This window comes from Micromonospora sp. NPDC049044, assembly GCF_040649215.1.
Taxonomy (GTDB): Bacteria; Actinomycetota; Actinomycetes; order Mycobacteriales; family Micromonosporaceae; genus Micromonospora.
The window spans coordinates 134,145-157,358 of sequence record NZ_JBEZFA010000009.1; the positions used below are offsets into that span (position 1 = coordinate 134,145).

General features: G+C 70.2%; 25 protein-coding genes and 2 pseudogenes. 15 read left to right on the forward strand and 12 right to left on the reverse strand.

Annotated elements, in window-relative coordinates:
• The first annotated feature begins 25 nt into the window (after positions 1 to 25).
• Positions 26 to 745, forward strand: coding sequence for a VOC family protein (locus AB0B85_RS09955; protein ID WP_357405534.1), 720 nt, complete (start codon positions 26 to 28; stop codon positions 743 to 745).
• A gap of 123 nt (positions 746 to 868) precedes the next feature.
• Here AB0B85_RS09955 and AB0B85_RS09960 read toward each other — a convergent pair whose 3' ends face one another.
• Complete coding sequence (locus AB0B85_RS09960; RefSeq protein WP_357405536.1) at positions 869 to 4,348, reverse strand: HEAT repeat domain-containing protein; 3,480 nt, start codon at positions 4,346 to 4,348, stop codon at positions 869 to 871.
• Between the two features lie 210 nt (positions 4,349 to 4,558).
• Here AB0B85_RS09960 and AB0B85_RS09965 point away from each other — a divergent pair, with 210 nt between their 5' ends.
• Positions 4,559 to 4,750 carry a hypothetical protein gene (locus AB0B85_RS09965; RefSeq protein ID WP_357405538.1) on the forward strand — a complete coding sequence of 64 codons (192 nt, stop codon included), beginning with the start codon at positions 4,559 to 4,561 and terminating at the stop codon, positions 4,748 to 4,750.
• A gap of 72 nt (positions 4,751 to 4,822) precedes the next feature.
• Here the strand turns inward: AB0B85_RS09965 and AB0B85_RS09970 are convergent, their stop codons facing one another.
• Together AB0B85_RS09970 and AB0B85_RS09975 are read right to left on the reverse strand one after the other, a co-directional pair.
• A complete protein-coding gene (locus tag AB0B85_RS09970; RefSeq protein ID WP_357405540.1) occupies positions 4,823 to 5,014 on the reverse strand; it encodes a DUF397 domain-containing protein in 192 nt (63 codons plus the stop codon).
• Positions 5,005 to 5,772, reverse strand: coding sequence for a DUF5753 domain-containing protein (locus tag AB0B85_RS09975; RefSeq protein ID WP_357405542.1), 768 nt, complete (start codon positions 5,770 to 5,772; stop codon positions 5,005 to 5,007). Before AB0B85_RS09975 ends, AB0B85_RS09970 begins: the two co-directional genes overlap by 10 nt.
• 242 nt (positions 5,773 to 6,014) lie before the next feature.
• Here AB0B85_RS09975 and AB0B85_RS09980 point away from each other — a divergent pair, with 242 nt between their 5' ends.
• The 4 genes from AB0B85_RS09980 (at position 6,015) to AB0B85_RS09995 (ending at position 8,628) form a co-directional block, all read left to right on the forward strand.
• Positions 6,015 to 6,308: a hypothetical protein gene (locus tag AB0B85_RS09980; RefSeq protein WP_357405544.1), complete on the forward strand. Its 294-nt coding sequence runs from the start codon at positions 6,015 to 6,017 to the stop codon at positions 6,306 to 6,308.
• A complete protein-coding gene (locus AB0B85_RS09985; protein WP_357405546.1) occupies positions 6,308 to 6,553 on the forward strand; it encodes a flavin reductase in 246 nt (81 codons plus the stop codon). Before AB0B85_RS09980 ends, AB0B85_RS09985 begins: the two co-directional genes overlap by 1 nt.
• Positions 6,554 to 6,901: 348 nt before the next feature.
• Entirely contained in the window at positions 6,902 to 7,795 is an 894-nt protein-coding gene (locus AB0B85_RS09990) for an NAD(P)H-binding protein (protein WP_357405678.1), read from the forward strand.
• Entirely contained in the window at positions 7,792 to 8,628 is an 837-nt protein-coding gene (locus tag AB0B85_RS09995; RefSeq protein WP_357405547.1) for an NAD(P)H-binding protein, read from the forward strand. Before AB0B85_RS09990 ends, AB0B85_RS09995 begins: the two co-directional genes overlap by 4 nt.
• An 84-nt stretch (positions 8,629 to 8,712) precedes the next feature.
• On the opposite strand, the pseudogene AB0B85_RS10000 reads toward AB0B85_RS09995, so the two are convergent.
• The 3 genes and pseudogenes from AB0B85_RS10000 to AB0B85_RS10010 form a co-directional block, all read right to left on the reverse strand.
• Positions 8,713 to 8,787: pseudogene (locus tag AB0B85_RS10000) on the reverse strand (PadR family transcriptional regulator); the annotation flags it as partial.
• A 37-nt stretch (positions 8,788 to 8,824) separates the two neighbouring features.
• Positions 8,825 to 9,331 carry a DUF664 domain-containing protein gene (locus AB0B85_RS10005; protein WP_357405549.1) on the reverse strand — a complete coding sequence of 169 codons (507 nt, stop codon included), beginning with the start codon at positions 9,329 to 9,331 and terminating at the stop codon, positions 8,825 to 8,827.
• Entirely contained in the window at positions 9,328 to 10,359 is a 1,032-nt protein-coding gene (locus tag AB0B85_RS10010; RefSeq protein WP_357405551.1) for an aldo/keto reductase, read from the reverse strand. The genes AB0B85_RS10005 and AB0B85_RS10010 overlap by 4 nt, the downstream gene beginning before the upstream one ends.
• A 111-nt stretch (positions 10,360 to 10,470) precedes the next feature.
• On the opposite strand from AB0B85_RS10010, the gene AB0B85_RS10015 reads away from it, so the two are divergent.
• Positions 10,471 to 12,012 (forward strand): glycosyltransferase family 39 protein, encoded by a 1,542-nt coding sequence (locus AB0B85_RS10015; protein ID WP_357405553.1) that lies wholly within the window; start codon positions 10,471 to 10,473, stop codon positions 12,010 to 12,012.
• A 6-nt stretch (positions 12,013 to 12,018) separates the two neighbouring features.
• Here AB0B85_RS10015 and AB0B85_RS10020 read toward each other — a convergent pair whose 3' ends face one another.
• On the reverse strand, positions 12,019 to 12,501 hold the full coding sequence (locus tag AB0B85_RS10020) for an Rrf2 family transcriptional regulator (protein WP_357405555.1): 483 nt from the start codon (positions 12,499 to 12,501) through the stop codon (positions 12,019 to 12,021).
• 126 nt (positions 12,502 to 12,627) lie between these two features.
• Between AB0B85_RS10020 and AB0B85_RS10025 the strand changes: the two genes are divergently transcribed.
• Positions 12,628 to 13,368 (forward strand): NAD(P)H-binding protein, encoded by a 741-nt coding sequence (locus AB0B85_RS10025; RefSeq protein WP_357405557.1) that lies wholly within the window; start codon positions 12,628 to 12,630, stop codon positions 13,366 to 13,368.
• A gap of 70 nt (positions 13,369 to 13,438) precedes the next feature.
• Here the strand turns inward: AB0B85_RS10025 and AB0B85_RS10030 are convergent, their stop codons facing one another.
• Complete coding sequence (locus tag AB0B85_RS10030) at positions 13,439 to 14,131, reverse strand: TetR/AcrR family transcriptional regulator C-terminal domain-containing protein (protein WP_357405558.1); 693 nt, start codon at positions 14,129 to 14,131, stop codon at positions 13,439 to 13,441.
• 54 nt (positions 14,132 to 14,185) lie between these two features.
• On the opposite strand from AB0B85_RS10030, the gene AB0B85_RS10035 reads away from it, so the two are divergent.
• The 6 genes from AB0B85_RS10035 (at position 14,186) to AB0B85_RS10060 (ending at position 18,260) form a co-directional block, all read left to right on the forward strand.
• Entirely contained in the window at positions 14,186 to 15,304 is a 1,119-nt protein-coding gene (locus AB0B85_RS10035) for an NAD(P)/FAD-dependent oxidoreductase (protein WP_357405560.1), read from the forward strand.
• 49 nt (positions 15,305 to 15,353) lie between these two features.
• Positions 15,354 to 16,088 (forward strand): SMI1/KNR4 family protein, encoded by a 735-nt coding sequence (locus AB0B85_RS10040; protein ID WP_357405562.1) that lies wholly within the window; start codon positions 15,354 to 15,356, stop codon positions 16,086 to 16,088.
• Between the two features lie 135 nt (positions 16,089 to 16,223).
• On the forward strand, positions 16,224 to 16,634 hold the full coding sequence (locus AB0B85_RS10045) for a metalloregulator ArsR/SmtB family transcription factor (protein WP_357405564.1): 411 nt from the start codon (positions 16,224 to 16,226) through the stop codon (positions 16,632 to 16,634).
• Complete coding sequence (locus tag AB0B85_RS10050) at positions 16,634 to 17,122, forward strand: SRPBCC domain-containing protein (protein WP_357405566.1); 489 nt, start codon at positions 16,634 to 16,636, stop codon at positions 17,120 to 17,122. Before AB0B85_RS10045 ends, AB0B85_RS10050 begins: the two co-directional genes overlap by 1 nt.
• 4 nt (positions 17,123 to 17,126) lie before the next feature.
• Positions 17,127 to 17,687 carry a dihydrofolate reductase family protein gene (locus tag AB0B85_RS10055; protein ID WP_357405568.1) on the forward strand — a complete coding sequence of 187 codons (561 nt, stop codon included), beginning with the start codon at positions 17,127 to 17,129 and terminating at the stop codon, positions 17,685 to 17,687.
• A 111-nt stretch (positions 17,688 to 17,798) separates the two neighbouring features.
• Entirely contained in the window at positions 17,799 to 18,260 is a 462-nt protein-coding gene (locus AB0B85_RS10060) for an HNH endonuclease (RefSeq protein ID WP_357405570.1), read from the forward strand.
• On the opposite strand, the gene AB0B85_RS10065 is transcribed toward AB0B85_RS10060, so the two are convergent.
• From AB0B85_RS10065 to AB0B85_RS10075, 3 genes and pseudogenes are all read right to left on the reverse strand, one after another.
• The gene (locus AB0B85_RS10065) at positions 18,257 to 19,024 is read right to left on the reverse strand and encodes a nucleotidyltransferase domain-containing protein (protein WP_357405572.1); all 768 of its coding nucleotides are present in this window, start codon (positions 19,022 to 19,024) and stop codon (positions 18,257 to 18,259) included. The genes AB0B85_RS10060 and AB0B85_RS10065 overlap by 4 nt on opposite strands.
• Before the next feature lie 527 nt (positions 19,025 to 19,551).
• Positions 19,552 to 20,111 (reverse strand): annotated as a pseudogene (locus tag AB0B85_RS10070) (dihydrofolate reductase family protein).
• Positions 20,112 to 20,317: 206 nt separating this feature from the next.
• Complete coding sequence (locus AB0B85_RS10075; RefSeq protein ID WP_357405574.1) at positions 20,318 to 21,157, reverse strand: NAD(P)H-binding protein; 840 nt, start codon at positions 21,155 to 21,157, stop codon at positions 20,318 to 20,320.
• A gap of 108 nt (positions 21,158 to 21,265) precedes the next feature.
• Here AB0B85_RS10075 and AB0B85_RS10080 point away from each other — a divergent pair, with 108 nt between their 5' ends.
• Entirely contained in the window at positions 21,266 to 21,628 is a 363-nt protein-coding gene (locus AB0B85_RS10080; RefSeq protein ID WP_357405576.1) for a helix-turn-helix domain-containing protein, read from the forward strand.
• Between the two features lie 130 nt (positions 21,629 to 21,758).
• Here AB0B85_RS10080 and rox read toward each other — a convergent pair whose 3' ends face one another.
• Entirely contained in the window at positions 21,759 to 23,183 is a 1,425-nt protein-coding gene (gene rox, locus AB0B85_RS10085; RefSeq protein ID WP_357405680.1) for a rifampin monooxygenase, read from the reverse strand.
• Positions 23,184 to 23,214 lie beyond the last annotated feature (31 nt).

Below are 23,214 nucleotides of genomic sequence, written 5' to 3' on the forward strand. Positions count from 1 at the left end.
ACCCTGCGACGCCTAGGAAGGGGGCATGACCAACGAGCGGACCGTTCCCCTGCTGCCGTGCGCGTCCATTGACGACATCGAAACCTTCTACGGAGTTCTCGGGTTCCGCACCACGTACAAGCAGCGCAAGCCCAACGCGTGTGTGGGGGTGCAACGCGAAGACCTGCATCTGCAGTTCTTCGAGATCGCCGGCTTTGACCCGGAGCAGTCCTACGGCTCCTGCCTCGTGATCACCGCCGACATCGAGGGACTGCATCGGGCATTCGCAGCCGGCATGCGCGCCGCGTACGGCAAGGTGCTGGTGTCCGGAACGCCGCGGATGACCCGGCCCAGGGCGCGGAAGAACGCGGACGGGTTGGGCGGGTTCAGCGTCATCGACCCGGGCGGCAACTGGGTCCGCGTCTTCCGGGACGCCGCCACCGCGCCCATGCCGGCCGCCGCGCCGGCCGGGCGGCTGGCCAAGGCCCTGGCGAATGCTGTCGTGCAGGCCGACTCCAGGGGAAGCGTCGGACAGGCCGTTCGGATCCTCGACAGCGCGTTGGCCCGCCCGCAGGCCGACGACGACCCGGTCGAGCAGGTAGAGGTCCTGGTCTACCGCGCCGAGCTCGCGATGGTGCTGCACGATCCGAAGACTGCCTCCGAGATGCTGGCCCGCGCCCACTCCGTCACGCTCACGCAAGACGAATCCGAAAGGGCCGCGCCCGCGTTCGACAACGCCGCCGAACTCGCAGCAGCACTGCGGTGACCCGCCGTACGAACGCCTCTCCTCTCGCGGCCGCGAACCCGTGCACGAGGCGTTGCTGTGGCTGGCCCACGGCCGGTGGCCACGCCGAGACGGCCGGTCGATGGTGACGTCCCCGGCAGGTTGTCAGGCTTCCAACCGCATGATCGCTGCCGCCGCTGTTTCCTGTACATCCGGGTAGTTACCGGTGGTGGCGCGTTCCCGGAGCCAGGTCAGGGTGTCCGGGTCGTCGGCCCAGCCAGCCGCGATCGCCTGCACCGCTGCCCGCCGCACGTTCGAGTTGTCATCGGTGGCGCGTTCCCGGAGCCAGGGCAGGGTGTCCGGGTCGTCGGCCCAGCCAGCCGCGATCGCCTGCACCGCCTCCCGCCGTACGTCCCAGTCATCGTCGGTGGTGGCGCATTCACTGAGCCAGGTCAGGACGTCTGGGTTGGCGGCCCAGCCGCCCGCGATCGCCCGCACCGCCGCCTGCCGCACGTTCGAGTTGTCATCAGTGGTGCGCTCGCGGAGCCAGGGCAGGGTGTCCGGGTCGTCGGCCCAGCCGGCCGCGATCGCCCGCACCGCAACCCGCCGCACCTCCCAGTTGCCGTCGGTGGTGGCGCGTTCGTGAAGCCAGGGCAGGACGGCCGGGTCGCCGGCCCAGCCGGTCCCAATCGCCTGCACCGCCATCGGGTGTGCGTAAAGGTTGTGCTTGGTCATGCTGTGTTCCCGGAGCCAGGCCAAGGTGTCCGGGTCGCCGGCCCAGCCGGCCGCGATCGCCTGCACCGCCGCGTCCCGCACGATGGAGTCTCCGTCGGTGGTGGCGCTTTCGCGGAGCAGGGGCAGGGTGTGCGGGTCGTCGGCCCAGCCGGCCGCGATCGCCTGCACCGCCGCCTGCCGCACGATGGAGTCTCCGTCGGTGGTGGCGCTTTCGCGGAGCAGGGGCAGGGTGTGCGGGTCGCCGGCCCAGCCGGCCGCGATCGCCTGCACCGCCGCCTGCCGCACGGCGGGGTCTCCGTCGGTGGCGGCGCGTTCCCGCAGCCAGGACAGGGTGTCCGGGTCGCCGGCCCAGCCGGCCGCGATCGCCTGCACCGCCACCCGCCGCACCCCCCAGTCATCGTCGGTGGTGGCGCGTTCTCGCAGCAGGGGCAGGGTGTGCGGGTCGTCGGCCCAGCCGGCCGCGATCGCCTGCACCGCCGCCCGCCGCACGATGAAGTCTCCGCCGGTGGCGGCGCGTTCCCGCAGCCAGGACAGGGTGTCCGGGTCGCCGGCCCAGCCGGCCGCGATCGCCTCCACCGCCACCCGCCGCACCTCCCAGTTGCCGTCGGCGGTGACGCGTTCCCGCAGCCATGGCAGGGTGTCTGGGTCGTCGGCCCAGCCGGCCGCGATCGCCCGCACGGCAGCCTGCTTCACCCCCCAGCCGCCGTCGACGACGGCACGGTGAAGGGCGGCAACATCGTGGCGGATGAGGGAGACCCTGAGGGTCGAGGCGATGTTCAGGTTGAGGCGCCATCCGGCCCGCTCGTACCAGCGCTGGTAGCGGGCAGCGGCAGGCCACGCCGGGCCGAAAGTGCTGGTCAGCTGTGGGGCCAGTCGTTCGATCGCGTCGGGCAGTGTCCGATCGTGGTGCTTCTCGCCGGCGGCTTCCTCCAGCAGGTTGATTACGGCTTTGGTCAGGGCGGATGCGTGCGGCGCCAGGGCGGCGGTCTTACGGATTTCGGTGGCGGCCTGCAACGCGAGCAGCAAATGCCGGGGCACGCTGGGTCGTAGCCGCCAGTGAGGGTCCGCGGTCAACAGCCGGGCGATGCCCTGCGCGGCGATGCGGTCGGGGATCATGCCGGTGAGCAGCAGTAGCACCTCGGTCCAGGCCGGGTCGGACCAGTGTTGGTCGTAGACGATCAGCACCTGATCGGGGGTGAGGTCGTAGTTGGCAAGGCGGTGGGTCAAGTCAGCGGCGGCCAGGTATTCCAGGAACGCCCGATGGACGAACCCGTACACCTCGGCACCGAAGCGGGCCAAGATGAAGTTGCGTTCCCGAAATTGGGCGAGCATCGCCCTCGCCGCGGGGACTGACCGCTCGGCGGGCAACCCGAAGCGCTCGTGCAGGTAGTCGCGGAACCAGTCGATCAGGCGGGGCCCGGGTACGTGGTTACCGGCCAACCCGGACGGGGCGTCCTGCATGCGCCGGGCCACCAGCTGTAGCAGCTCAAGCTTGTCCCGCGTATCGAGTAGGTCGACGCTGATCCGTTCGTCGCGCAGGTGCCTGTTGACGTCCCAGTGCTCGACCAGCACCGCGACCGCGTGCTCGTACACGCCGCGCCGGTCCCGCGGCAGTTCCTGGCGCCGGCCGATGATTGCCAGGATGGTCAGCAGCATCGGGTTGCCGGCCAACTCACCGATCGCAGTCGAGGCGGTGATCGCGGCCAGCAGCCGGTCCCGCAAGCGGGCCGCCGGGGCTGGCTCGTCTGGGTAGGTCCTGGTGTACCAGCCGGTGGCGAAGGCACGGATTTGGTCACCGTCGAGGTCTTGCAGCATCCAGTGACCGAACCCTGCCGCGTCCAGCGTCGCCCGCCGGTAGCCGATCACCCGGGAGGTGACCACGACCCGGACCTGGGGATAGCGGGCGGCGAACCCTTCGATCTGAGCTGTCACCTGCGCCCTCAGCCGGGGATCGAAAACCTCGTCCAACCCGTCGAAGATGATCAAAGCCGGGCCGCCGGTCTCCAGGTACGGCTCCAGTACCGAACGAGGCAGCCCCATGTCCTCGGTGCTGGACAGGTGATCGATCAGATCGAGAAACGACGCACCAGGCACGCCACGCCATTGCGGCTCGGCGTAGGTGCGTAATTCCACCAACAGCGGTAGACATCCCCGTAGTGTCACCGGCACCGATCTTCCCTGGCCCGCCCCACCGGACGAGGCGGCCAGATTGCCGGCACCGGTAGCCGACTCGTCGGCACCTGCCAGCGCCAGCAGCAGGTATCGAGCCAGGGTTGACTTGCCGGCTCCGGGGTCCCCGAGAAGGACCAACTTGCGGCCGGCGGGATCAGCGAGCACGTCCAGCACTGGTCGGCGGGGGCGGTCCTGGTAGGCGCGCACGGCGGCCGTCAGCATCTCCCGGTCGATCTGCTCGGGTAGTTGAGCGTCATCGCTCTGCCCGGACTCGGCAAGCCGCTGCCACACCTCCCGCGGCACCTCCACCGGTGGTGGGTCCGCACGCGCGTGTTGCGGCACGAATACCTGGTCCAGCAGCATTGCCGGATGCTCACCCTGATCGGTCAACGGCGTCAGGATTTCCAGATCCACTCGCCGGTACCGGTCCTGCAACCGCGCCAGGTATCGGTCACGTGCCGCCACGAACTGTGCTGACGGTCCCTTGCCTGTCTCGCTGTCGAACAGCACGCGCAACGGCCCGGATCTACTGCGATCGAACCTGCCTGCCCGGATCATCGCCTGATGCATGTCACGGCCGCCGTGGACGTGGTGATACGCCTCGCACGCCTGCACCACAGCGGAGATCGTCGTCCACCGTGGTTGCTGCGGCCGATGAGGCGGGCCGGTCAGCAACGCGTACACGGTTGAGCGGGCCGCCATCTTCTCGTCATGCTCGTTGACGGGCACGTAATCCATGAGCTTGTCGCCCGTAGCGCCGACGTCACCGACCAGGCGGTTGATCGCGTCACGCGTGAGAGGAATCGGATCACCCGCCGTCATAGCCACCACCGCCCGCTCGCCGGCCACCGCAAGTGTCCGAAGCGTATCCACAGCCGCCACAGGGCGTCCGGTATCCAGTTGCGGCCGCCGGACGGAACCGGACGCCCGCTGGCCGACGCTCATCGTATGAGCCTCTTCCACAGCACTCCACCGGCATCGACGACCACCCCGGAGGGCCGCCACGAGGACCGCAGCGTGGCACCCGAACGCCGTGGCCGCGGCACCCTTCGGGTCATCACCTACGGCATCCTCACCGGCGCGGCCACCGCCGCCGGTAAGGCCATCGTGGACGCGGTGATCTGGCTGATCCAGCACTGATGAGCCAGGCCGTTCACGCCGACGCGAAAGGGCCCCCGACCAGCGCCGGGAGCCCGCGTGCGAGGTGGTCGGTCAGCCGGCGTCGCGGGTCATCGCGACGAAGCCACGCCACGACTCCGGGCTGAAGGTCAACGTGCCGCCGTCGCGATCCTTCGTGTCACGCACGAGGACCACCCCGGGGAGATTGTCGGCGACCTCGACACAGTTGCCGCCGTTGCCGCCGCTCTTCGTGCTCTTACGCCACCGCGCACCGCTCATGTCCATGATGCTGCCGCTTCTCTCAGAAGGTCCAAGGAACGCCCCCGGGGCAGTGCCTCTCCGCGAATACGCTCCCACCGTCGTTCCAGGTTAACAAGCTCCGATGCCTGATCGAGGATCTGAGCCTGGGCCGGGCCGTCGACGTGCGCGACCCGCGACCCGTCCGGCATGTCGGCGATGGTGAACGGCCCGTCCAGGCCGGGATAGCTGGGCGCGTCCGCCGGAACGATGTGGAGTTGGACGCTGTCCGTCTCGGCGTGCCCGAGCAGGCGGACGAGTTGCGCCGCCATCAGGGCGCGGTCGTCGCCGACGCGTCGCCGGAGCACCGCCTCGTCCAGCACAGCGATCAGCAGTGGTCCACTGTCCCGGGTGAGGATCGCCTGCCGGCCGATTCGAGCCTCGGCGAACTCGTCTACCGCGTCCGGCCTCAGCACCCCACCCGCCAGGGTCGCCCGCGCGTACGCCTCGGTCTGCAACAACCCGGGCACCCAGGCCAGTTCGAACGATCGCAGCGTCACCGCCTCGCGTTCGATATCCACCCACGGCCGAAACCACACCGGTTCGCGTCGACGGACGACGTCCGGCCAAAGCGCATCGGTGTCCTTTGCCAGCAAATCCGCGACTGTCGAGCGGTGGCGACTCTGCGGAATGTGGCCCGGGTTTGCCCATCTCGCGACGGTCTTCGGGTGCACACCGATGCGACCTGCGAGGCTCTCGGCGGTGTGACCCGCCTCGGCGAGCGCCGCAACAAAGGCGTGGTTCATGCCGCCCCTCCCCTGGAACAAACCAACCGTCTGAAGGAGATTACACAACGCTGTGTGATTGTCCAGCGACCCACGGCAAGGTGCTCCTGTAGACAGCGCGGCCGGCAGGGACCCGAACCCGGCGGACGCGTTCGCAGCGGGGCCGCCCCGGACGGGGCGGCCCCTTCCAACGCCCAGCCCGGAGCGATGTCGATGCCAGCCGAGACAGCCGACCCAGCGAGACCGAAGCCACCGGAGCCGCGATGACCGGCACACTGCGGGCGGGGGACGTGGTCCTCCTGACCACCGCCGCCAGCGTCCAGTTCCGCAAACCGATAGTCGTCCGGGTCATCCACGAGCTACCTGACCGGCACACCTACGACGGATGGCTCTGGCTCGACGCCTACGAGCTGAACCCGAAGGGCGAGGCGATCGCCCGGCGCGAGCTGTTCGTCATGCGCGCGGGCGTGCAGATGCAGTCCCCGGCTCCCCGCCGGGCCACCGAGACCCACCGGCCCGTACCGATCCGGCGCACCGGCCCCGTGGGGGTCGTCTGATGCCCGAACGCCGGAAGCACTCCCCGCTGCGGCCCTCGTGGCGCTGCCCGGTCTGCGGCATCCTGTGGCCGTGCTCGGCCGCGAAGCTGCGCCTCCTCGGCGAGTACCGCGAGGACCGGCCGGGCCTGTTGGCACACCTGGCAGAGCTTCAGGAAGCAGCCGAAGCCGACCTCACCAGGCTCAACCGGGGCGTCGCGTCGCCCGATCTCACCCCGCGCTTCGTCGGCTGGGCCGAAGCCCGCTGAGCCACGCCGCCACGTCGGCGGTCTGGGACGACCCAGCCGCCCGGGCCTGACCGCAGCGGCCAGCCCCACGCGCGGTTCGCGGCAGATCTGGATACTCACTGGGCTTGAGCCGGGCCGGGTATTGCGCGGTCAGGTTCCTGGCCCGCGACTGTCTCATCCCCGGGCCTCGACGCGGAGCAGCCGGACGGCGTCGACGCGGGGCGCCGCACAAGTGCACTCGTACATATGTACGATGTGCGACTTTTGAGATCACCGCCTAGCCTGCGTGGGGTGACCGCCGCCGCGCCATTGGTCGTGGATTCGCGGCGGCGGTCTATTGCCCACTCCAGGTATTCGAGAAGGAGCAACGTGACAATTCTAGTAACCGGAGCGACCGGAAACGTGGGTCGCCAGGTGGTGGCCCAACTGGTCCTGGCCGGGCGACCGGTGCGGGCGATGACCCGCCAGCTGAGGACAGGCCAACTGCCGGACAGCGTCGAGGTGGTCCAGGGAGACTTCGAACGTCCCGAGACCTGGCGAGCGGCGCTGGACGGAGTGCAGTCGGTGTACCTGTTCCCCTTCGTGTGCGCCGCTACCGACCATGGGTTCGTCGATGAGGCGGTCAAGGCCGGCGTCACCCGGTTCGTCGTGCACTCCGCGGCGGCGGCGGGGTTCGCACCTGGAACCGGAGGCGATGGCGCGCTCGGGCGGCACCTGACCGAAGAGCGCGAAGCGCACCGCGGGCTGGAACTGCTGGTGGAGGCCTCCGGCGTTGAGTGGACCCATGTGCGGCCGGGCCTGTTGGCCGCCAACGCGCTGGGGTGGGCCGATCAGATCCGGACCGAACGGGTGGTGCGCGGGCCGTACGCTGCCGCTGGCTACCCGGTGGTCCATGAGGCCGACATCGCCGACGTGGCGGTCGCGGCACTGCTGACCGACGACCATGTCGGTGCCGCGCACACCGTCACCGGCCCGGCCAAGGTTTCGCAGACGGAGCAGGCCACCGCGATCGGTGCCGCCATCGGCACGCAGGTGCGGTTCGAGGAACTCGATCCCGCCGAGGCGCGCACGCAGTGGCTGCGCGACGGCTTGGACGAGGAGACCGCCGATTGGATGATCGCACTGCTTGCCGACGCGGTCGACGGGACGGGTGCGCTGCCACCGACGGACACCTATCTGCGAGTGACGGGACGGCCACCACGCCCGTTCGCCCAGTGGGCCAACGACCACGTCGCTGACTTCCGGCCGCAGGTGGCACGATGACGATCCTGGTAACGGGTGCCACCGGCATGGTGGGCCGACACGTCGTCGTCGAACTGGTGAAGACCGGCCAGCGGGTCCGTGCGCTGACGCGGACGCCGTCGGCGGCGGGCCTTCCGGACGGGGCAGAGGTCGCCGGTGGGGACCTGACTGACCCCCCGTCTCTGGAGCCGGCGCTGGACGGCGTCGAGAGCATGTACCTGTTCCCCGTCGGACGCGCGGCGCGTGCCGTTGTTGCTGCTGCGAAGCGGGCCGGCGTGCGGCGCATCGTCGTGCTGTCCGGGGCGCTGGCCGACACCGGCGCCAGCGAAGATGGGTACCTGGCGGTCGAGCGTGCGGTCGAGGCCTCCGGTCTGGAATGGACACACGTGCGGCCCGGGGAGTTCGCCGCGAACTGGCTGGACTGGGCCCCAGCTATCAAGGCGGACCGGGTGGTCCGCCGCCCATACGGGGCTGCGGTCACCCAACCCACCCATGAGGCGGACATCGCCGCGGTCGCCGCGACGGTGCTCGTCGAGGACGGCCACGCCGGCCGGACCTACACCTTCGCTGGCCCCGAGGCGCTCACCACCGTCGCGCAGGTCAACGCGATCGGCACGGCAATCGGTGACACAGTGCGGTTCGACGAACTCGATCCGGCCGAGGCCCGGGCCGAATGGATCAGCAACGGCTATCCCGAGACGTTCGTTGACTGGATCTTCAAGATGTGGGCGGAGTCCGCTCATGATCCCGCCCCGACGAACCAGCAGTGGGCAGACGTCGTCCCGCACCTGACCGGCCGACCGGCGCGGACATTCACGCAATGGGCCACCGACCACGCAGCCGACTTCCGATAGACCGTTCATCGTGGATGCGCCGACGGGCAGAAGGTCTCGGCGGACGTAGCGGCGCTGACGTGCCGCATCGCGGTAGCAGCGCGCCCCGTAGCCGTGCAGTGTCTCCGCGGCCAACGCCGTGAGGATCAGGAACGTGGGTTCGCGTAGCGGTGTCTCCACACCATCGATATATCGGGTGCGAAGGTATAACGGTGGCCTACTCTCCGGTTGGGCCTCCGGCGAGTTCGGCGACCACGTCGAGGTGACCGAGGTGGCGGGCGTACTCCTGCACCAGGTGGAACAGCACCCGCTCCAGCGACGCCGGGTCCGCGCCGTCCCAGCGCGGACCCGGGGCGCCGACCTCGGCCAGGTCGTGCGCCGTCACCACGGCGGTGGTGTGCGCACCCTGTGCCAGCAGTGCCGCCACCAGATCCGCACGCGTCTCGTCGGGGCCGACGTACCAGCGGTCGTCGCGGCGGTCGCCCCACGGCTGCGCGACGTCGCGGCCCTGGAAACCCCACTCGATCCACCGCCGTTCGACGTGGCGCAGGTGGGTGAGCAGCTCCAACGGCGTCCACCCGGACGGCAGTCGGCTGCGGCGCAGCTCCGACTCGGCAAGCGCCGACACCTTGGCCACCACGGACTCGCGGAAGTAGTCCAGGTACCGCAGGAACACCTCGGCGCGGCTGCCGGCCGGCGCGGTGGGCTCGGGAAAGGCAATCATGAGCCGGTCGGCAGGTCGCGGGCGCGCTGCCGCACACCCGCCGCGCCGTACGGGTAGTCACCCACCAGCGGGGCGCTCGCCTCGTCGAGCGACCGCATCTGCTCGGCGTCGAGAACCAGGTCCGCGGCGGTCAGGTTGTCGTCGAGCTGCTCGGTGGTACGCGCCCCGAGGATCACCGAGGTGACCGCCGGTCGGGCCGCCAGCCAGGCCAACGCCACCGCCGACATGGACACACCCCGGTCCCCGGCGACCTGGCGCACCGCGTCGAGCACCCGCCAGGTGCGCTCGTCGGCGTTGCGACCGGCGTACGCCTCGACGCCGCGCTGCGGGTTCTCGCCGAGCCGGGTCGCCCCGGTGGGCGCGCTGTCGCGCTGGTACTTGCCGGTGAGCCAGCCACCGCCGAGCGGCGACCACGGCAGGATGCCGATGCCCTCGTTCTCGCAGACCGGCACCAGCTCGAACTCGATCTCCCGGGCCAGCAGGTTGTACTGCGGTTGCAGGGTCACGATCGGGGTGAGGTTGAGGTGCTGGGTGAGCAGGGCCGCCTTCTGCAACTGCCAACCGGTGAAGTTGCTGACCCCCGCGTAGCGGATCTTGCCCGCGCGTACCGCGTCGTCGAAGAACCGCAGCGTCTCCGGCAGCGGGGTGAGCGGGTCCCAGGCGTGCGCCTGGTACAGGTCGACGGCCTCGACGCCGAGCCGGCGCAGGCTGGCGTCCAGGGCGCGGGTGAGGTGTACCCGGGACAGGCCGGCGTCGTTCGCACCCGGACCCATCGGGAACCGCCCCTTGGTGGCGATCACCAGTCGGTCCCGCACGTCGGGCCGGGACCGCAGCCAGCGCCCGACGATGTCCTCTGAGACACCGGCGGAGTAGACGTCGGCGGTGTCGATGAAGGTGCCGCCGGCCTCGACGAACCGGTCCAGTTGGGCGAAGCTGCCGGCCTCGTCGGTCTCCGCGCCGAAGGTCATCGTGCCGAGGCAGAGGGTCGACACCACAGTGCCGGTGGCGCCCAGAGTGCGATAGCGCATATCGTCCTTTCGGTCCGCGTCAACAAAGCTGATCTTCGCACCCGGTTGGGCCACCCGCACCCGGAGGCCGCCGGGCCCCCGCGCCGCAACCAGGCCGGTCATCATGAGCGGATGAGCGAGCCCGCGATCGACATCGACCGACCGCAGCAGCCAACCCAGCCGGCGCCGCCGGAACCGGGTTCGCCCACCCGCGGCCCGTGGCTGGTGGCCCTGACGACAAGCGTGATCCTGCTGCTGCTCGCCGGCCGCTACGGCTATCACCGCGACGAGTTGTACTTCCTGCTCGCCGGCCGGCACCTCGACTGGGGATACGTCGACCAGGGCCCGCTGGTCCCGGCGCTGGCCCGGCTGCTGGACACCATCGCGCCGGGCAACCTGGTGATTCTGCGGACCCCGTCGGCGTTGCTGGCCGGCGGCGCGGTGCTGCTCGTCGCCGCCATCGCCCGCGAGCTGGGCGCCGGTCGTGGCACGCAGACCTGCGCGGCGGTGCTGGCCGCGTCGTCCGGCATTGTGCTCTCCGGCGGGCACCTGCTCAGCACCACCACCGTCGACCTGCTGGTCTGGCTGGTCGCGGCGTGGTGTGCGGTACGGCTGCTGCGCACCGGCGACAGCCGCTGGGCGCTGGGCGTCGGGCTGGCGCTCGGCGTGGGCATGCTCAGCAAGCTGCTGCCCGCGCTGCTGGCGGTGGGCCTGCTCGCCGGGGTGCTCATCGCCGGGCCCCGTCGACTGTTGCGCGACCGCCTGGTGCTCGCCGCCGTCGGGATCGCCGTGCTGCTGGCCGCCCCGAACCTGATCTGGCAGGCGACGCACGGTTTTCCGCAGCTCGGCGTGGCCGCCTCCATCGCGGACGAGGACAGCTCCTACAGTGGCCGCCTCGACGCGTTCACCCTCCAGTTCGTCATCATCAGCCCGTACGCCGTACCCATCTGGATCGCGGGCCTCGTCGCGCTGCTGCGCCGACCGGCCTGGCAGGCCTACCGGGCGGTCGGCTGGGCCTGGTTGGTGGTGGTCGGCCTCGTGCTGATCGCCGGTGGCAAGGGTTACTACGATGCGCCGCTGTTGCTGGTGTTGACCGCCGCCGGTGCGGTGGTGACCGTCGGGTGGGCGTCGCGCGGGTCGGTCCGGTTGCGCCGCGGGCTGCTCGCGCTGGGCCTGCTGCCGTTCCTGTTGCCCAACATCGTGGTGCTGCTGCCGGTGCTGCCCGCCGAGCGGTTGCCCGGTTTCGTGGTCGACCTCAACTACGACGCGGGCGAGACGATCGGCTGGCCGGCGTTCGCCGACTCGGTCGCCACCGTCCATCGTGGGCTGCCGCCGGACGAGCGTTCCCGGGCGGTGATCCTGACCGACAACTACGGCGAGGCCGGCGCGCTGGCCCGCTACGGTCCGGCCCGCGCGCTGCCCCGGGCCTATTCGGGGCACAACGGCGCTGTCGACTTCGGCCAGCCGCCGGCCGGGGCGGACGTGGTCGTCGCGGTCGGCTGGGAGGGCCGCCACCAGCTCAACACCTGGTTCAACGAGTGCACGCTCGCGGGGCGGGTGGACCAGCGGGTCGCTGTGCACAACGACGAGAACGGCGGCCCGATCCACGTGTGCCGGGGGCTGCGGCGTCCGTGGGCGCAGATCTGGGACGCCGAGGTACGCCACACCGGGTGAGCAGGCTCAGCCGGCTCCGCTGGTGAGCCAGGCCTGGATGCCGACCAGGGCCTCGGGGCCGGAGTTGGCGTCGACGTCGCGGGCGAGGTCGGCGATGGTGACCGCGGCGAGCGCCTGCCGCCAGGCGTCCTCGGCCGCCCACATGGCTCGGGCGACAGGGCACGGTGTGGTGCAGGCGTCGGCTGGCGTCGCGAACGGGCCGCGCTGGCGGATCTCGGTGCAGACGAAGGTCGGCCCGGGACCGTCGACGGCCCGGACCACGTCGAGCAGGGTGATGCTCGCCGGGGCGCGGGTGAGGACGTAGCCGCCCGACTTGCCCTGCACGGAGTGGATCAGGCCGGCGCGGGCCAGGGCCTGGAGCTGCTTGGCGAGGTAGCTGCCGGAGACGTCGTGCAGCTCCGCCAGCTTGGCCGCCGGCACTGGCGTGTGGCTGGCCGTGAGGACCACGCAGCAGTGCAGCGCCCACTCCACCCCGCCGGACATCTTCATGACGTCACCCTAGTCACCCCGCTACTCGGACTCATTGTGTCCGAGTATAGTTCTCGGACAAGGGAAGTCCGAGTATCGACCGAGCGTCGGCAGTCGGACCACATCGTCACGGGAAGGTGCATGAGCATGAAGATCGCCGTACTGGGTGGGACCGGCCTCATCGGGTCGCAGGTCGTCACGATCCTCCAGGCCGCCGGGCACGAGGCGGTGCCGCTCTCGCCGTCCACCGGTGTGGACCTGCTCACCGGGCAGGGCCTCGCCGACGGGCTCACCGGTGCCGAGGTCGTCGTCAACCTGACCAACTCGCCGACCTTCGACGACGCCTCCCCCGCCTTCTTCCAGACGACCATGAACAACCTGCTCGCCGCCGCCAGCCAGGCGGGCGTCGGCCACGCCGTGGTGCTCTCCATCGTCGGCGTCGACCAGGTGCCCGACCTGGCCTACTACCGCGCCAAGGTCCTGCAGGAGGACATCCTCAAGGCCGGCCCGATTCCGTACTCGATCGTCCGCGCCACCCAGTTCTTCGAGTTCGTCGAGGCGATCCTGTCCTGGACGGCCGACGACACCACCGTCCGGCTGCCCCGCACGCCCGTGCAGCCGATGGCCGCGGCCGACGTGGCGCAGGCCGTCGCCGAGGTCAGCATGGGCGCGCCCCTGCGCGGCGTCCGCAACGTCGCCGGCCCCGACGTCTTCACCCTCGACGAGTTGGGGCGGATCACCCTCGCCGCCCGGGATGACAAGCGCACCGTCACCACCGACGACAGTGCCGGCATGTTCGCCGCCGCACCCGGCGCGGCCCTCATCGCCACCGACGACGCCCTCATCGCGCCCACCTCCTACCGGGAGTGGCTCGACCGCCAGGGCTGAGTCGGCAGCCGGGCCCGTACGCCGCAGTGGCAGCCGAGCGCCACGACGACGTGCGGGCGCGGTGCGGGGGTCAGGCCGGGGCTCGGGTGAGTTTGGCGGCCACGGCGTCGAGGACCCAGTCCAGGCCGGTCGCGAAGGATGCCTCGGCGTCCACCTCGGTGCCGTCGTGCACCGCCCTGGTCAGCGCCGGGAAGCGGCCCGTCGCCAACATCCTTGTCACGTGCGGACCGGAGGCGCGCTGCCAGTCGCGCTTGGACAGACCGGTGGCGCGCTCGGCCCGCAGGTTCGCGATCTCGCGCCTGATCGCGCCGGTGACGTAGGCGCTCACCGTCTCCACGGCACGCATGACGGTGTCGATGTCGGCGAGGCCGTCGAGGGCGGCGAGGTTGGCCTCGGCCACGGCGAGGCCGTTCGGGCCCAGCGTCGGGCGACCACCGAGCAGGTCGGCCAGCCATTCGTGACGCAGCGCGGCCTGCCTGGTGCGGTGGGCGAGGACGCTCAGCGCCGCCCGCCAGTCACCGGGTTGGTCCTCGGGCAGGATCTCGGCGTGGACCTCGTCCACCAGCAGGTCGAGCAACTCGTCCTTGGTGGCGATGTATCCGTACAGCCGCATCGGGCCGGCGTTCAGCCGGGCGGCGACCCTGCGCAGGGACACCGCCTCCAGTCCGCCCTCGTCGGCCAGCGCGATGGCGGCGGCGATGATCCGCTCCCGGTCGAGCGGCACGGGAGGGTTCGGCGGCTTCGGCCGGTCCCACACGGTCATGAGCACTCCCCTGCTGTTGCGATAAATTGTAAGGGCGCGATACGGTGTATCGCCATGAGACGACGTATTGCGGTGGTCGGGGCTGGCCCCGGTGGCCTCACCTTCGCCCGGGTCCTGCACCGCCACGGCTACCCCGTCGTCGTGCTCGAACGCGATCCCGCGCCCGACGCCCGCCCCCCGGGCGGCACGCTCGACCTGCACGAGGGGCTGGGCCAACTGGCGCTGGACAAGGCGGGTCTGCGAGCGGAGTTCCAGGCACTGTCCCGTCCCGAGGGGCAGGCCATGCGCATCCTGGACACCGCCGGGACGGTGCTGCGGGACTGGCGACCCGCTCCGGACGAGCAGGCCAATCCGGAGATCGACCGCGGGCAGCTCCGGGACCTGCTGCTCGGCCCTCTCGACGTGCGGTGGGGGCGAGAGGTGACGCAGGTGGCGCCGGGGGCCGGAGACGGCGCACGCGTACAATTCGCGGACGGGCGGCAGGAGACGTTCGACCTCGTGGTCGGCGCGGACGGCGCCTGGTCCCGGGTCCGCCCGGCGGTCTCGGCAGCGACGCCGCGCTACACCGGCGTCACCACGGTCGAGACCTCCCTCGACGACGTCGACACCCGCCACCCCGACCTCGCCCAGCTGATCGGTGACGGTTCGGTTGCCGTGTACGGGGTGAACCGATCCCTCGTCGCCCAGCGCAACAGCGGCGGTCACGTCAAGGTGTACGCCACGTTCCGCGCGCCGCTGGACTGGCACGCCGAACTGGACCTGACCGACGTCGAGGCCACGCGATCGGGCCTGCTGGCCATGTTCGACGGCTGGGCCGCTCCCATGCTCGACCTGCTCGGCCACGGCACCGCCTTCCTCCACCGCCCCTGCTACGTCCTGCCCGTATCCCACACCTGGGCGCACGTCCGCGGTGTGACGCTCCTGGGCGACGCCGCCCACCTGATGCCACCGTTGGGGGCCGGCGCGAACCTCGCGATGCTCGACGCTGCCGAGCTCGCCGAGTCCGTCGCGGCCGACCCGGAAGATCTGGACGAGGCGGTCCGCGCCTTCGAGGAACAGATGTGGGTACGGGCCGAACGGTGGGCGAAGATCACCACAGCCGGTCTGGAACGCCTGGTGAGCCCGGACCCCACCGAGGCCCTCACCCTCTTCGACGACGTCCAGCGATCCTGACCGCCAGCAGCGCAGCAAAGAGCTGCCGCTGCTGGCTAGAGTTCGCGTCGTGACCGACACCGGGGCCGAGGTTGACAGGCGTGTCGGCGAGGCGTGGGCACGGATCGAAGCTGGCCTCGGCCGCGTTCTGCCGTCGTCCCTGCGGCAGCTCAACGCCCCGGCCCCGGCACCCGCGATCGACGCGGTGGAAGCCGCCCTGGCCACCACCCTGCCGCCGGATTTCCGCGCCAGTCTCCGCATCCACAACGGGACCAACCCTGGCCCGACCCTGCCGTCCGCCGAGCCCAGCCCGGTGCCGCTTACCAACCTCTGCGGCACCGACGAGATCATCGAGCTGACCCGGATGTGGCACGACAGTCATGATCCGGAGCCGGAGTGGGACGATCCCCAGGTCTGGGCGCACCTCGTCGACACGAAGATGCTCTGCCTGAACGGGCCGGTGCGGCCGATCGTCGGTGCGCCGGGCACCGTTGTCGTGGGCGACCTGAACGGCGACGTGAAATGGCTGCTCGACGGTGATCCGGCACCGGGGGGCACGCCCGGGCAGGTGGTCCGGGTGGATGTCGAATGCTCCTCCTGGGATGTGCTGGCTCCATCCTGGACCGAGCTGCTGGTCCGCTACGCCGAGGACCTGACACTGTTCGCTGTCGACCCGGACAGCTCACCGCTGACGATCGACGCGTCCATGGGGCCTGCGTGCGAATGGGGCAGCACACCCTGGGTCGCCTGGGGAACGCGTCCGGCATGGCTGCGGGACGTCGCCTCGCGCAATCCGTACCTGTGATGCCCGCCGCCGCTCGCCACTGAGACCGGGGCGGTCAGTGCCGCGGGACCGGTGCTCGTCGTACCCGGGTCGGTCGTTGACAGAGGATCATTCCGTACTACATTTAACGCAACAGTTAAATGATGGGAGGCCTCGGTGTCCGGTAGCGATCAACTCAGCGCGGTGTTCGCGGCCCTCGCCGACCCGACTCGACGGGCGATCCTCGCCGAGTTGGCCGACCGCGACGCCACGGTCACCGAGCTCACCGCTCCCCTGCCCATCTCGATGCCGGCGGTGTCGCGGCACCTCAAGGCGCTTGAGCGCGCCGGGCTCATCTCCCGCACCCGATCGGGAAAGTTGCGGATGAGTCGCATCGAGGCCGCTCCGCTGCGCGACGCGGCCGAGTGGATAGAGCGCTACCGGCGGTTCTGGGACACGTCGCTCACCCGCCTCGACGCCCACCTCGCGGCGGTACAGGCCGCCGCTCGCCCAACGGACCGAACGGTCCACGGCCCGGTGATTCCCGACAGCGAATCACCGGGCAAGACCCACGACAAGGAGAATTGATGGACAGCGGCGATCCGCAAATCGTCATCTCACGCGTGGTGGACGCGCCACGGGAACTGGTCTACCGAGCTTTCACCGACCCCGACCACCTGGCGGCGTGGTGGGGGCCGATCGGCAACTCACTGCCCCGCGAGGAGATAGACTTCGACATCCGGCCCGGCGGCCACCAGCGGTGGACCGAACTCTTTCCGGCCCGGCCCGGCCTTCGAGTCGACGTCCACATCGACCTCACCGACGTCGCCGACGGCGAACTGCTCGACGGCGTCGTGCATGTCACCGGGCAGCTGCCGGACGGCCATCAGCCGCACGAGACACGAATGCGGGTCGAGTTCCACGACGAGGCCGATGGACGGACGCGACTCGAGATCCGTCAGTGGCTCCCCGAGCAGCTGGCCGCCCCCGCCAGCCAGGGTTGGAACGAGGCCTTCTCCAAACTGGACGCCACGCTGCGGAACGCCCACCCCGTCGCAGTTGACGTCGAGGTGTGACGCAATGGCCAAGCTGATCTACGTGACCAACGTGTCCCTCGATGGTTACATCGAGGACGAACACGGCAGATTCGACTGGACCCCACCCGACGACGAGTACCTCGCGTTCATGACCGACCTGCTCCGGCCCATGGGTACCTACCTCTACGGCCGGCGCCTGTACGAGTCGATGTCCCTCTGGGAAACCGACCCTGCCCTGGCCGGACAGTCGAAGCTCACGGCCGACTTCGCCGACGTCTGGCAGGCAGCGGACAAGGTCGTCTACTCCACCACCCTGCACGCGACCTCGACCGCCAAGACCCGGCTCGAAACGAGCTTCGACCCCGCCTCGGTACGCGCCATGAAAGCCTCGGCCACCAGTGACCTCACTATCGGCGGCGCACACCTCGCGGAGCAGGCCTTCCAGGCCGGAGTGATCGACGAGTGCCACCTGCTGATCCACCCCGTCCTCGTCGGCGGAGGCAAGCCCGGGCTGCCCAGCGGCACCCGAGCTGGGCTGGAGCTACTGAGCAACCGCCGACTCAGCAACGGCGTGATGTCCCTGCACTACCGCGTCCGCACCTGAGACGGTCGTCGGCGTCACTGACCCGCACGGATGTCGGTGACGCCGACGGGCTCTCCGGACGAGGCGGCGGTCAACAGCAGACCCACCGACCGACGTGGGTACGGTGACTCCGTGCTCTCGGCCGTGCGAGGACTGTCCCGCCACCACACCGAGGAATCGCTGCGCGCCTACCTGCTGCAACGCTCACACCGCACCGAGGACGGCTGCCTGATCGTCGAAGGTTACGGGCGGCGACGCGGGGTGCACCAGAAGGTCGCCGGTCGCGCGTGGGCGCACATCGCCGCGTACGTGGTGCTCGTCGGCGGATACGACCCCGCCCTGGACGTCGACCAGACCTGCGGTGCCGCCGACTGCATCGAGCCCACGCATCTGCGCCAGATCAGCCGGACCGAGGCCTGCCGCAGCCGAGCCCAGCCGGCCCAGTGCCGCAACGGCCACGACCGTGAGCTTGATCCGGCAACCGGTCGATACCGTCGGGTCTGTCGGATGTGCAACCGGGACGCGCAACGCCGGTGGCGTGAACGCGAGGCCGCCGAGGTGGCCCAGGCCCGCGCCGCGTACGGCCGCTCCTAGGTCGCCGCCCTCTGTGAACCCTGGGGCGGCTGGGCGGCGAGTTCGGTGAGAATCGGGTGCAGCCGATCGGCCAGCGCCGGGTCCGTACGAGTGAGTTCGTCGGCCAGGGCTGCCGCGGCGGCCACCAGCGCGCGGCGCACCTCGACCTCTTCCGTGGCACGGACCAGTGTCGTTTCCAGCGCTCCGGTGATGTCGGCGGGTAACAGGTGGGCGCCCTTGGCGTAGCTGCTGGGGTAACCCAGGCGCCGGCAGGCGAGCGCGATCGTCTGGGTGCGCATGGCGCTGATCCAGTGCTCCGCCTGCCAGTACCTGCCTCGTTCGATGCTGATCCGCGCGTGCAGCGCGTGGTGCCAGGCCAGGCCGACGATGTCGTCGTGGCCGCTGGGCGTGCCGGCCGGAGATGGTGTCGACTGCCCGAACACGAGTCGCCAACTCGGGCCCTGCGGCCCGAACGCGGCTTGCGGGCTGAACGCGAGGTCTACTTCCAGGCAGTGCGGGAGCAGGAAGACTCGGTAGATCGCCGCACCGGCCGTCAGGTCCCAGTGGTGGACCGCGGCGAACTCCTGATACATCACCTGCGTCCACCGACGCATGACGGTGTCGAGCGGGTCGCTGACCGCGAAGGCCAGATCGATGTCGGACCAGCGGTCCTCCTGGCCGGTGGCGTGTGAGCCGGTGATCGCGGCGGCGACGATGGCGGGATCCTGATTCGCCAGACGCAGCAGCCGCTCTCGGATCAGGTCGCGTTCCTCCACGGAGAACATGACGACAGATGATGCCGCAGCACCGTCGATCCGGCTCAGCCGCATCGACTCCTGCGACAGCGCTCCGCCCCCAGCAGCACGTCGTCCGGGCCCGCTCGCCGACGTGATCGCCACCCTTACACCAACCTGATTCGTTACTTACCATAACTGTCATTATGGTGCGCGCACGATATGCACCTTTTGTGATGGTGAATTAATGGATTATCATTACCGGTAAACCGTTAATGGGCGCAGAGCCCTGCCCATGGCTGCTTGTCGCTTCTCAGGTGACTGGCGCGTGCTTCGGCGTCGAGGGCCAGCCAGTGGCGAGATGTGTTGTGTGCGCCTTCAGCTCCGGGCGGCCAGGTCCCACACGACTGGCCCTACCCAGCGGAAGTGGCCGTGGGGGTCAAGGCGCCCCGCCGCTGGACTGCAGGTCTCGGGTACCGGCCTGCTCCGGGCCTTACTCTGTGAATCGTCCCGATGCGAGGGAGGCGCGAGGAGGACGCCGAGCAGCCGATTCGCTGGCGGCGAGGGACTCCTACGATTCAGCGCGCGCGGCGGTAGTGCACGGCGACCACCCCGTTGCGGAGCGGCTCTGCCGAGATCAGCTCGAGCTGACGCGTGGCGGGCAGCCCATCCTGGTACAGCGTCGGGCCGTGGCCGGCGATCCGGGGATGGACGAGCATCCGGTACTCGTCGATCAGGTCCAGCCTGTCGAGCTCGGTGGCGAGTTTGCCGCTTCCGACGCGGACCCCGACCGGGGTCGCGTCCTTGAGCTTCTGCACGCCCTCGCGCAGATCGCCGGCAATGTGGTGGTGGCTGTTGGTCCACGAGAAGTCGGTACGCGTCGAGGACACCACGTACTTGGGTTTGGCATCCAGCTTGACCGCCCACTCGCGGATGAGCGGCGGCACCTCCTGGTCGCCGCGGGCGACGGCCGGCCAGGAGCCCTCCATCATCTCGTAGGTGACCCGACCCCACAGCATCGCCCCGGACTCGTCCAGGAGACGGATGAAGAAGGCGTGCGTCTCATCGTCGGCGATCCCCCTCCTGGTGGTCCACACAACCCCAGGGTGAGGTTGATGCTGAAGGTGAGGAGGCCCATGTCCGGCGAGTCCAACGCCTCTCCTGGTCACGTCAGCGACCTCGCGGTGCGCGTCGCCGTCTCATGTGATGCATCGACCGCGACTTCCAAGAGCGGACGCCCTCTTTCGCCACCTGCCCGGCGAAGAGCGTCCGTGACCACTACTCGTTCGTGCTTCTCGATCTCACCGGCGGGCGCCGTCCGCTGCGCAACCCTGACGCGACGCGTCAGCGGAAGGCGTCGATGTTGCGAGCGACCCACGCGGTGAAAGGCCGTGGCGATCGGCCCAGAACCTGCGTCACGTCGGGGCTGATCCGCTGCTCCCGCTCGGTCGGCGCGCCGAGGATCGCCAGCGTCCCGTCGACCACCGGTGGTGGCATGAACCGCAGCATCTGTTCCCGGGCCTCGTCGGGCGCCTGCTCAACGAAGACGATCGGTTCGCCGAGTGCAGCGGCGAGATCCGCAGCGCGGTGGCGTGGCGTGCTCAGCACCGGACCGGTCAGCTCGTATGTACGGCCGTCGTGCGAGCCGTCACGCAGAACGGCGGCGGCCATCTCGGCGATGTCGTCCGGGTCGACCACGGGCAGGCCGACGTCGCCGAACGGCGCGGCCACTGTCCGGCCGGTCCGCACCGGTTCCGCCCAGGCTAAGGCGTTGGAGGCGAAGCCGCCGGGGCGCAGGATCGTCCAGCCGAGACCCGACCGGCGTACGAGGTCCTCGATGGCAGACAGCGGCGCGTGCGAGGCCGCCCCCGGCCGGGTGCCGACCGCTTGCGAGGATTGCAGCACGATGCGCTTCAGCCCCGCGGCTGTGACGACCCGCAGGATCTCGGGCATGTCGAGGTGCGCCCCGGCGCCCTCCACGAGCAGGAATATCGCTTCGGCGCCGGCTAGTGCCGGGAGCAGACTCTCCGGGCGTTCGAGATCCGCGTGGTGGTGGCGAACCCCCTCTGGCACCGCGACCGGGCGTCGTCCCCGGGACACCGCCGTCACTGCGGCACCCGAGGTCGTGAGGGTCGACAAAAGCGTACGGCCGACGTTCCCGGTGGCGCCTGTCACGACAAACATGGCTGTGTCTCCAGTTCAACCGCGTCGTTCGCGCGGCTGGAGGAGACGCTAGTAGCGTCCGTCTAGTAGGTACCTAGAGGATAGTAACGCTGTTGTGACGGAGGGCACATGGAACGGTCGGCGGACCCTGAGCTGGCGTGCCCTGTCGCGCCGGTTGTCGACATCGTGTTCAGTCGATGGACCACGCCCATCCTGTGGGCCCTTCACAAGTACGGCCGGCAGCGATTCGTAGAGCTGGAGCGCCGGCTGACCACCATCACACCGAAGGTGCTCACGCAGCGGCTGCGCCAACTTGAACGCGATGGGCTCATTGCCCGCACCTATTACGCCGAGATGCCGCCTCGGGTCGAATACGAGATCACCGAGCTGGGTGCCAGCCTCGGTCCCCTCTTCGCCCACCTGAGCACCTGGGCCGACGCCCGCCTCCCCGAGGTGGAACGGGCACGGCGTGTCTACGACGCCGGCCGATGAACCTCCAACCAGCCAGATCATTCTGATCGCGGGACAGGGCTCCACCGGCATCGGTCTCGACCGAGCGACGACCCGGCGCGCACGACCAAGTGCGCCGCGCACGCCGGGCGAGGTGATCGGACCGATGGCCTCAGTCGGTGGGCGTGCCGAACCAGCGCGACAGGTGGTCGTCCAGGTCCCGCTGGTCGTCACCAATCCAGGCGACGTGACCGTCGGGACGCATCAGCACCGCCGGTACGTCAAGGTCAGCGCTCGGGTCCGCGATCTCGTCAACCCGGTCTGACCAGCCGCCGACGGTCAGGCGTTCGGTGCGGTCCAGCAGCAGGCCGCGGCCGCGGTGCAGCAGGGCGTAGAGGTTGCCGTGCCGAAGCTGGACGTCCCGCAGGCGGCGGCCGAGCCGGTCGGGGCCGGGGCCGAAGTCGTAGCGGATACCGACCGCGGTGATCTTCTCGATCAGGTGGCGGTTCACCTCGTCGAAGTCCATCAGTTCGGTGAGCAGTCGGCGCACCGCCTGGGGGCCCGGCGCGGCGGACAGCAGTTCCGTCTGGGCGCGGGTGTTGTCCAGCACGTCCTCGGCGACCGGACGACGCTCACCCTGATAGGTGTCCAGCAGCGTCTCGGGCGCCCAGCCGCGCACCTGCGCGGCCAGTTTCCAACCGAGGTTGACCGCGTCCTGAATGCCGAGGTTGAGTCCCTGTCCTCCGATGGGTGGGTGGATGTGTGCGGCGTCGCCGGCCAGGAGCACCCGACCGACCCGGTAACGCTCGGCCAGCCGGGTCGCATCCCCGAAGCGGGACAACCAGCGTGGGGAGTGCACACCGAAATCGGTTCCCGCGATGGCGCGCAACTGTTGTTGGAAATCCGCAAGGGTGGGCGGCACCTGGCGGTCGCTGACTCCGGCGGCGGGGACCACGACGCTGTAGACGCCGTTGCCGAAGGGCCGGAGCCAGAAGGGACGGTGGGTCTGGCTGATCTCGGCGACCTTGGCGGCGATCTCCACCTGCGGGGCGCCCACCTCCATCTCGCCCATCAGCGTCTCGGTGCGGGCAGGCTCGCCGGGGAAGCCGACGCCGAGCAGCTTCCGCACGGTGCTGCGCCCGCCGTCGCAGCCGACGAGGTAGCGCGACCGCAGCCGTTCCCCGTCGGCCAGCTCGACGGTGACGCCCTCGTCGTCCTGCTCGATGCCGGCGACCGCGGCGCCGCGCCGGACCTGCGCGCCCAGGTCGATCGCATGCTCTTCGAGCACGTCGACGATGACTGGCTGCGGAATCCCCAACAGATAGGCGTACGCGGAATCCAGGCCCTTGGGCACCGGTTTGGCGATGGCGGCGAAGAAGCCGGCGGCCGGCCGCTGCCTGCCGTGCGGGAGGATGCGCTCCAGGAGTCCGCGCATCGCCATCAGCTCAAGACTGCGAATGTGCAGACCGACGATGCGTACGAACGACGCCGGTGTGGTTTCCCGCTCGAGTACGAGTACCCGCACATCGTGCAGCCGCAGTTCGGCGGCGAGCATGGCACCGGTCGGCCCGCACCCAGCGATGATCACGTCGAAGATGAGGGGGCCCCGCCCGGCGCTGTCGTTCGAC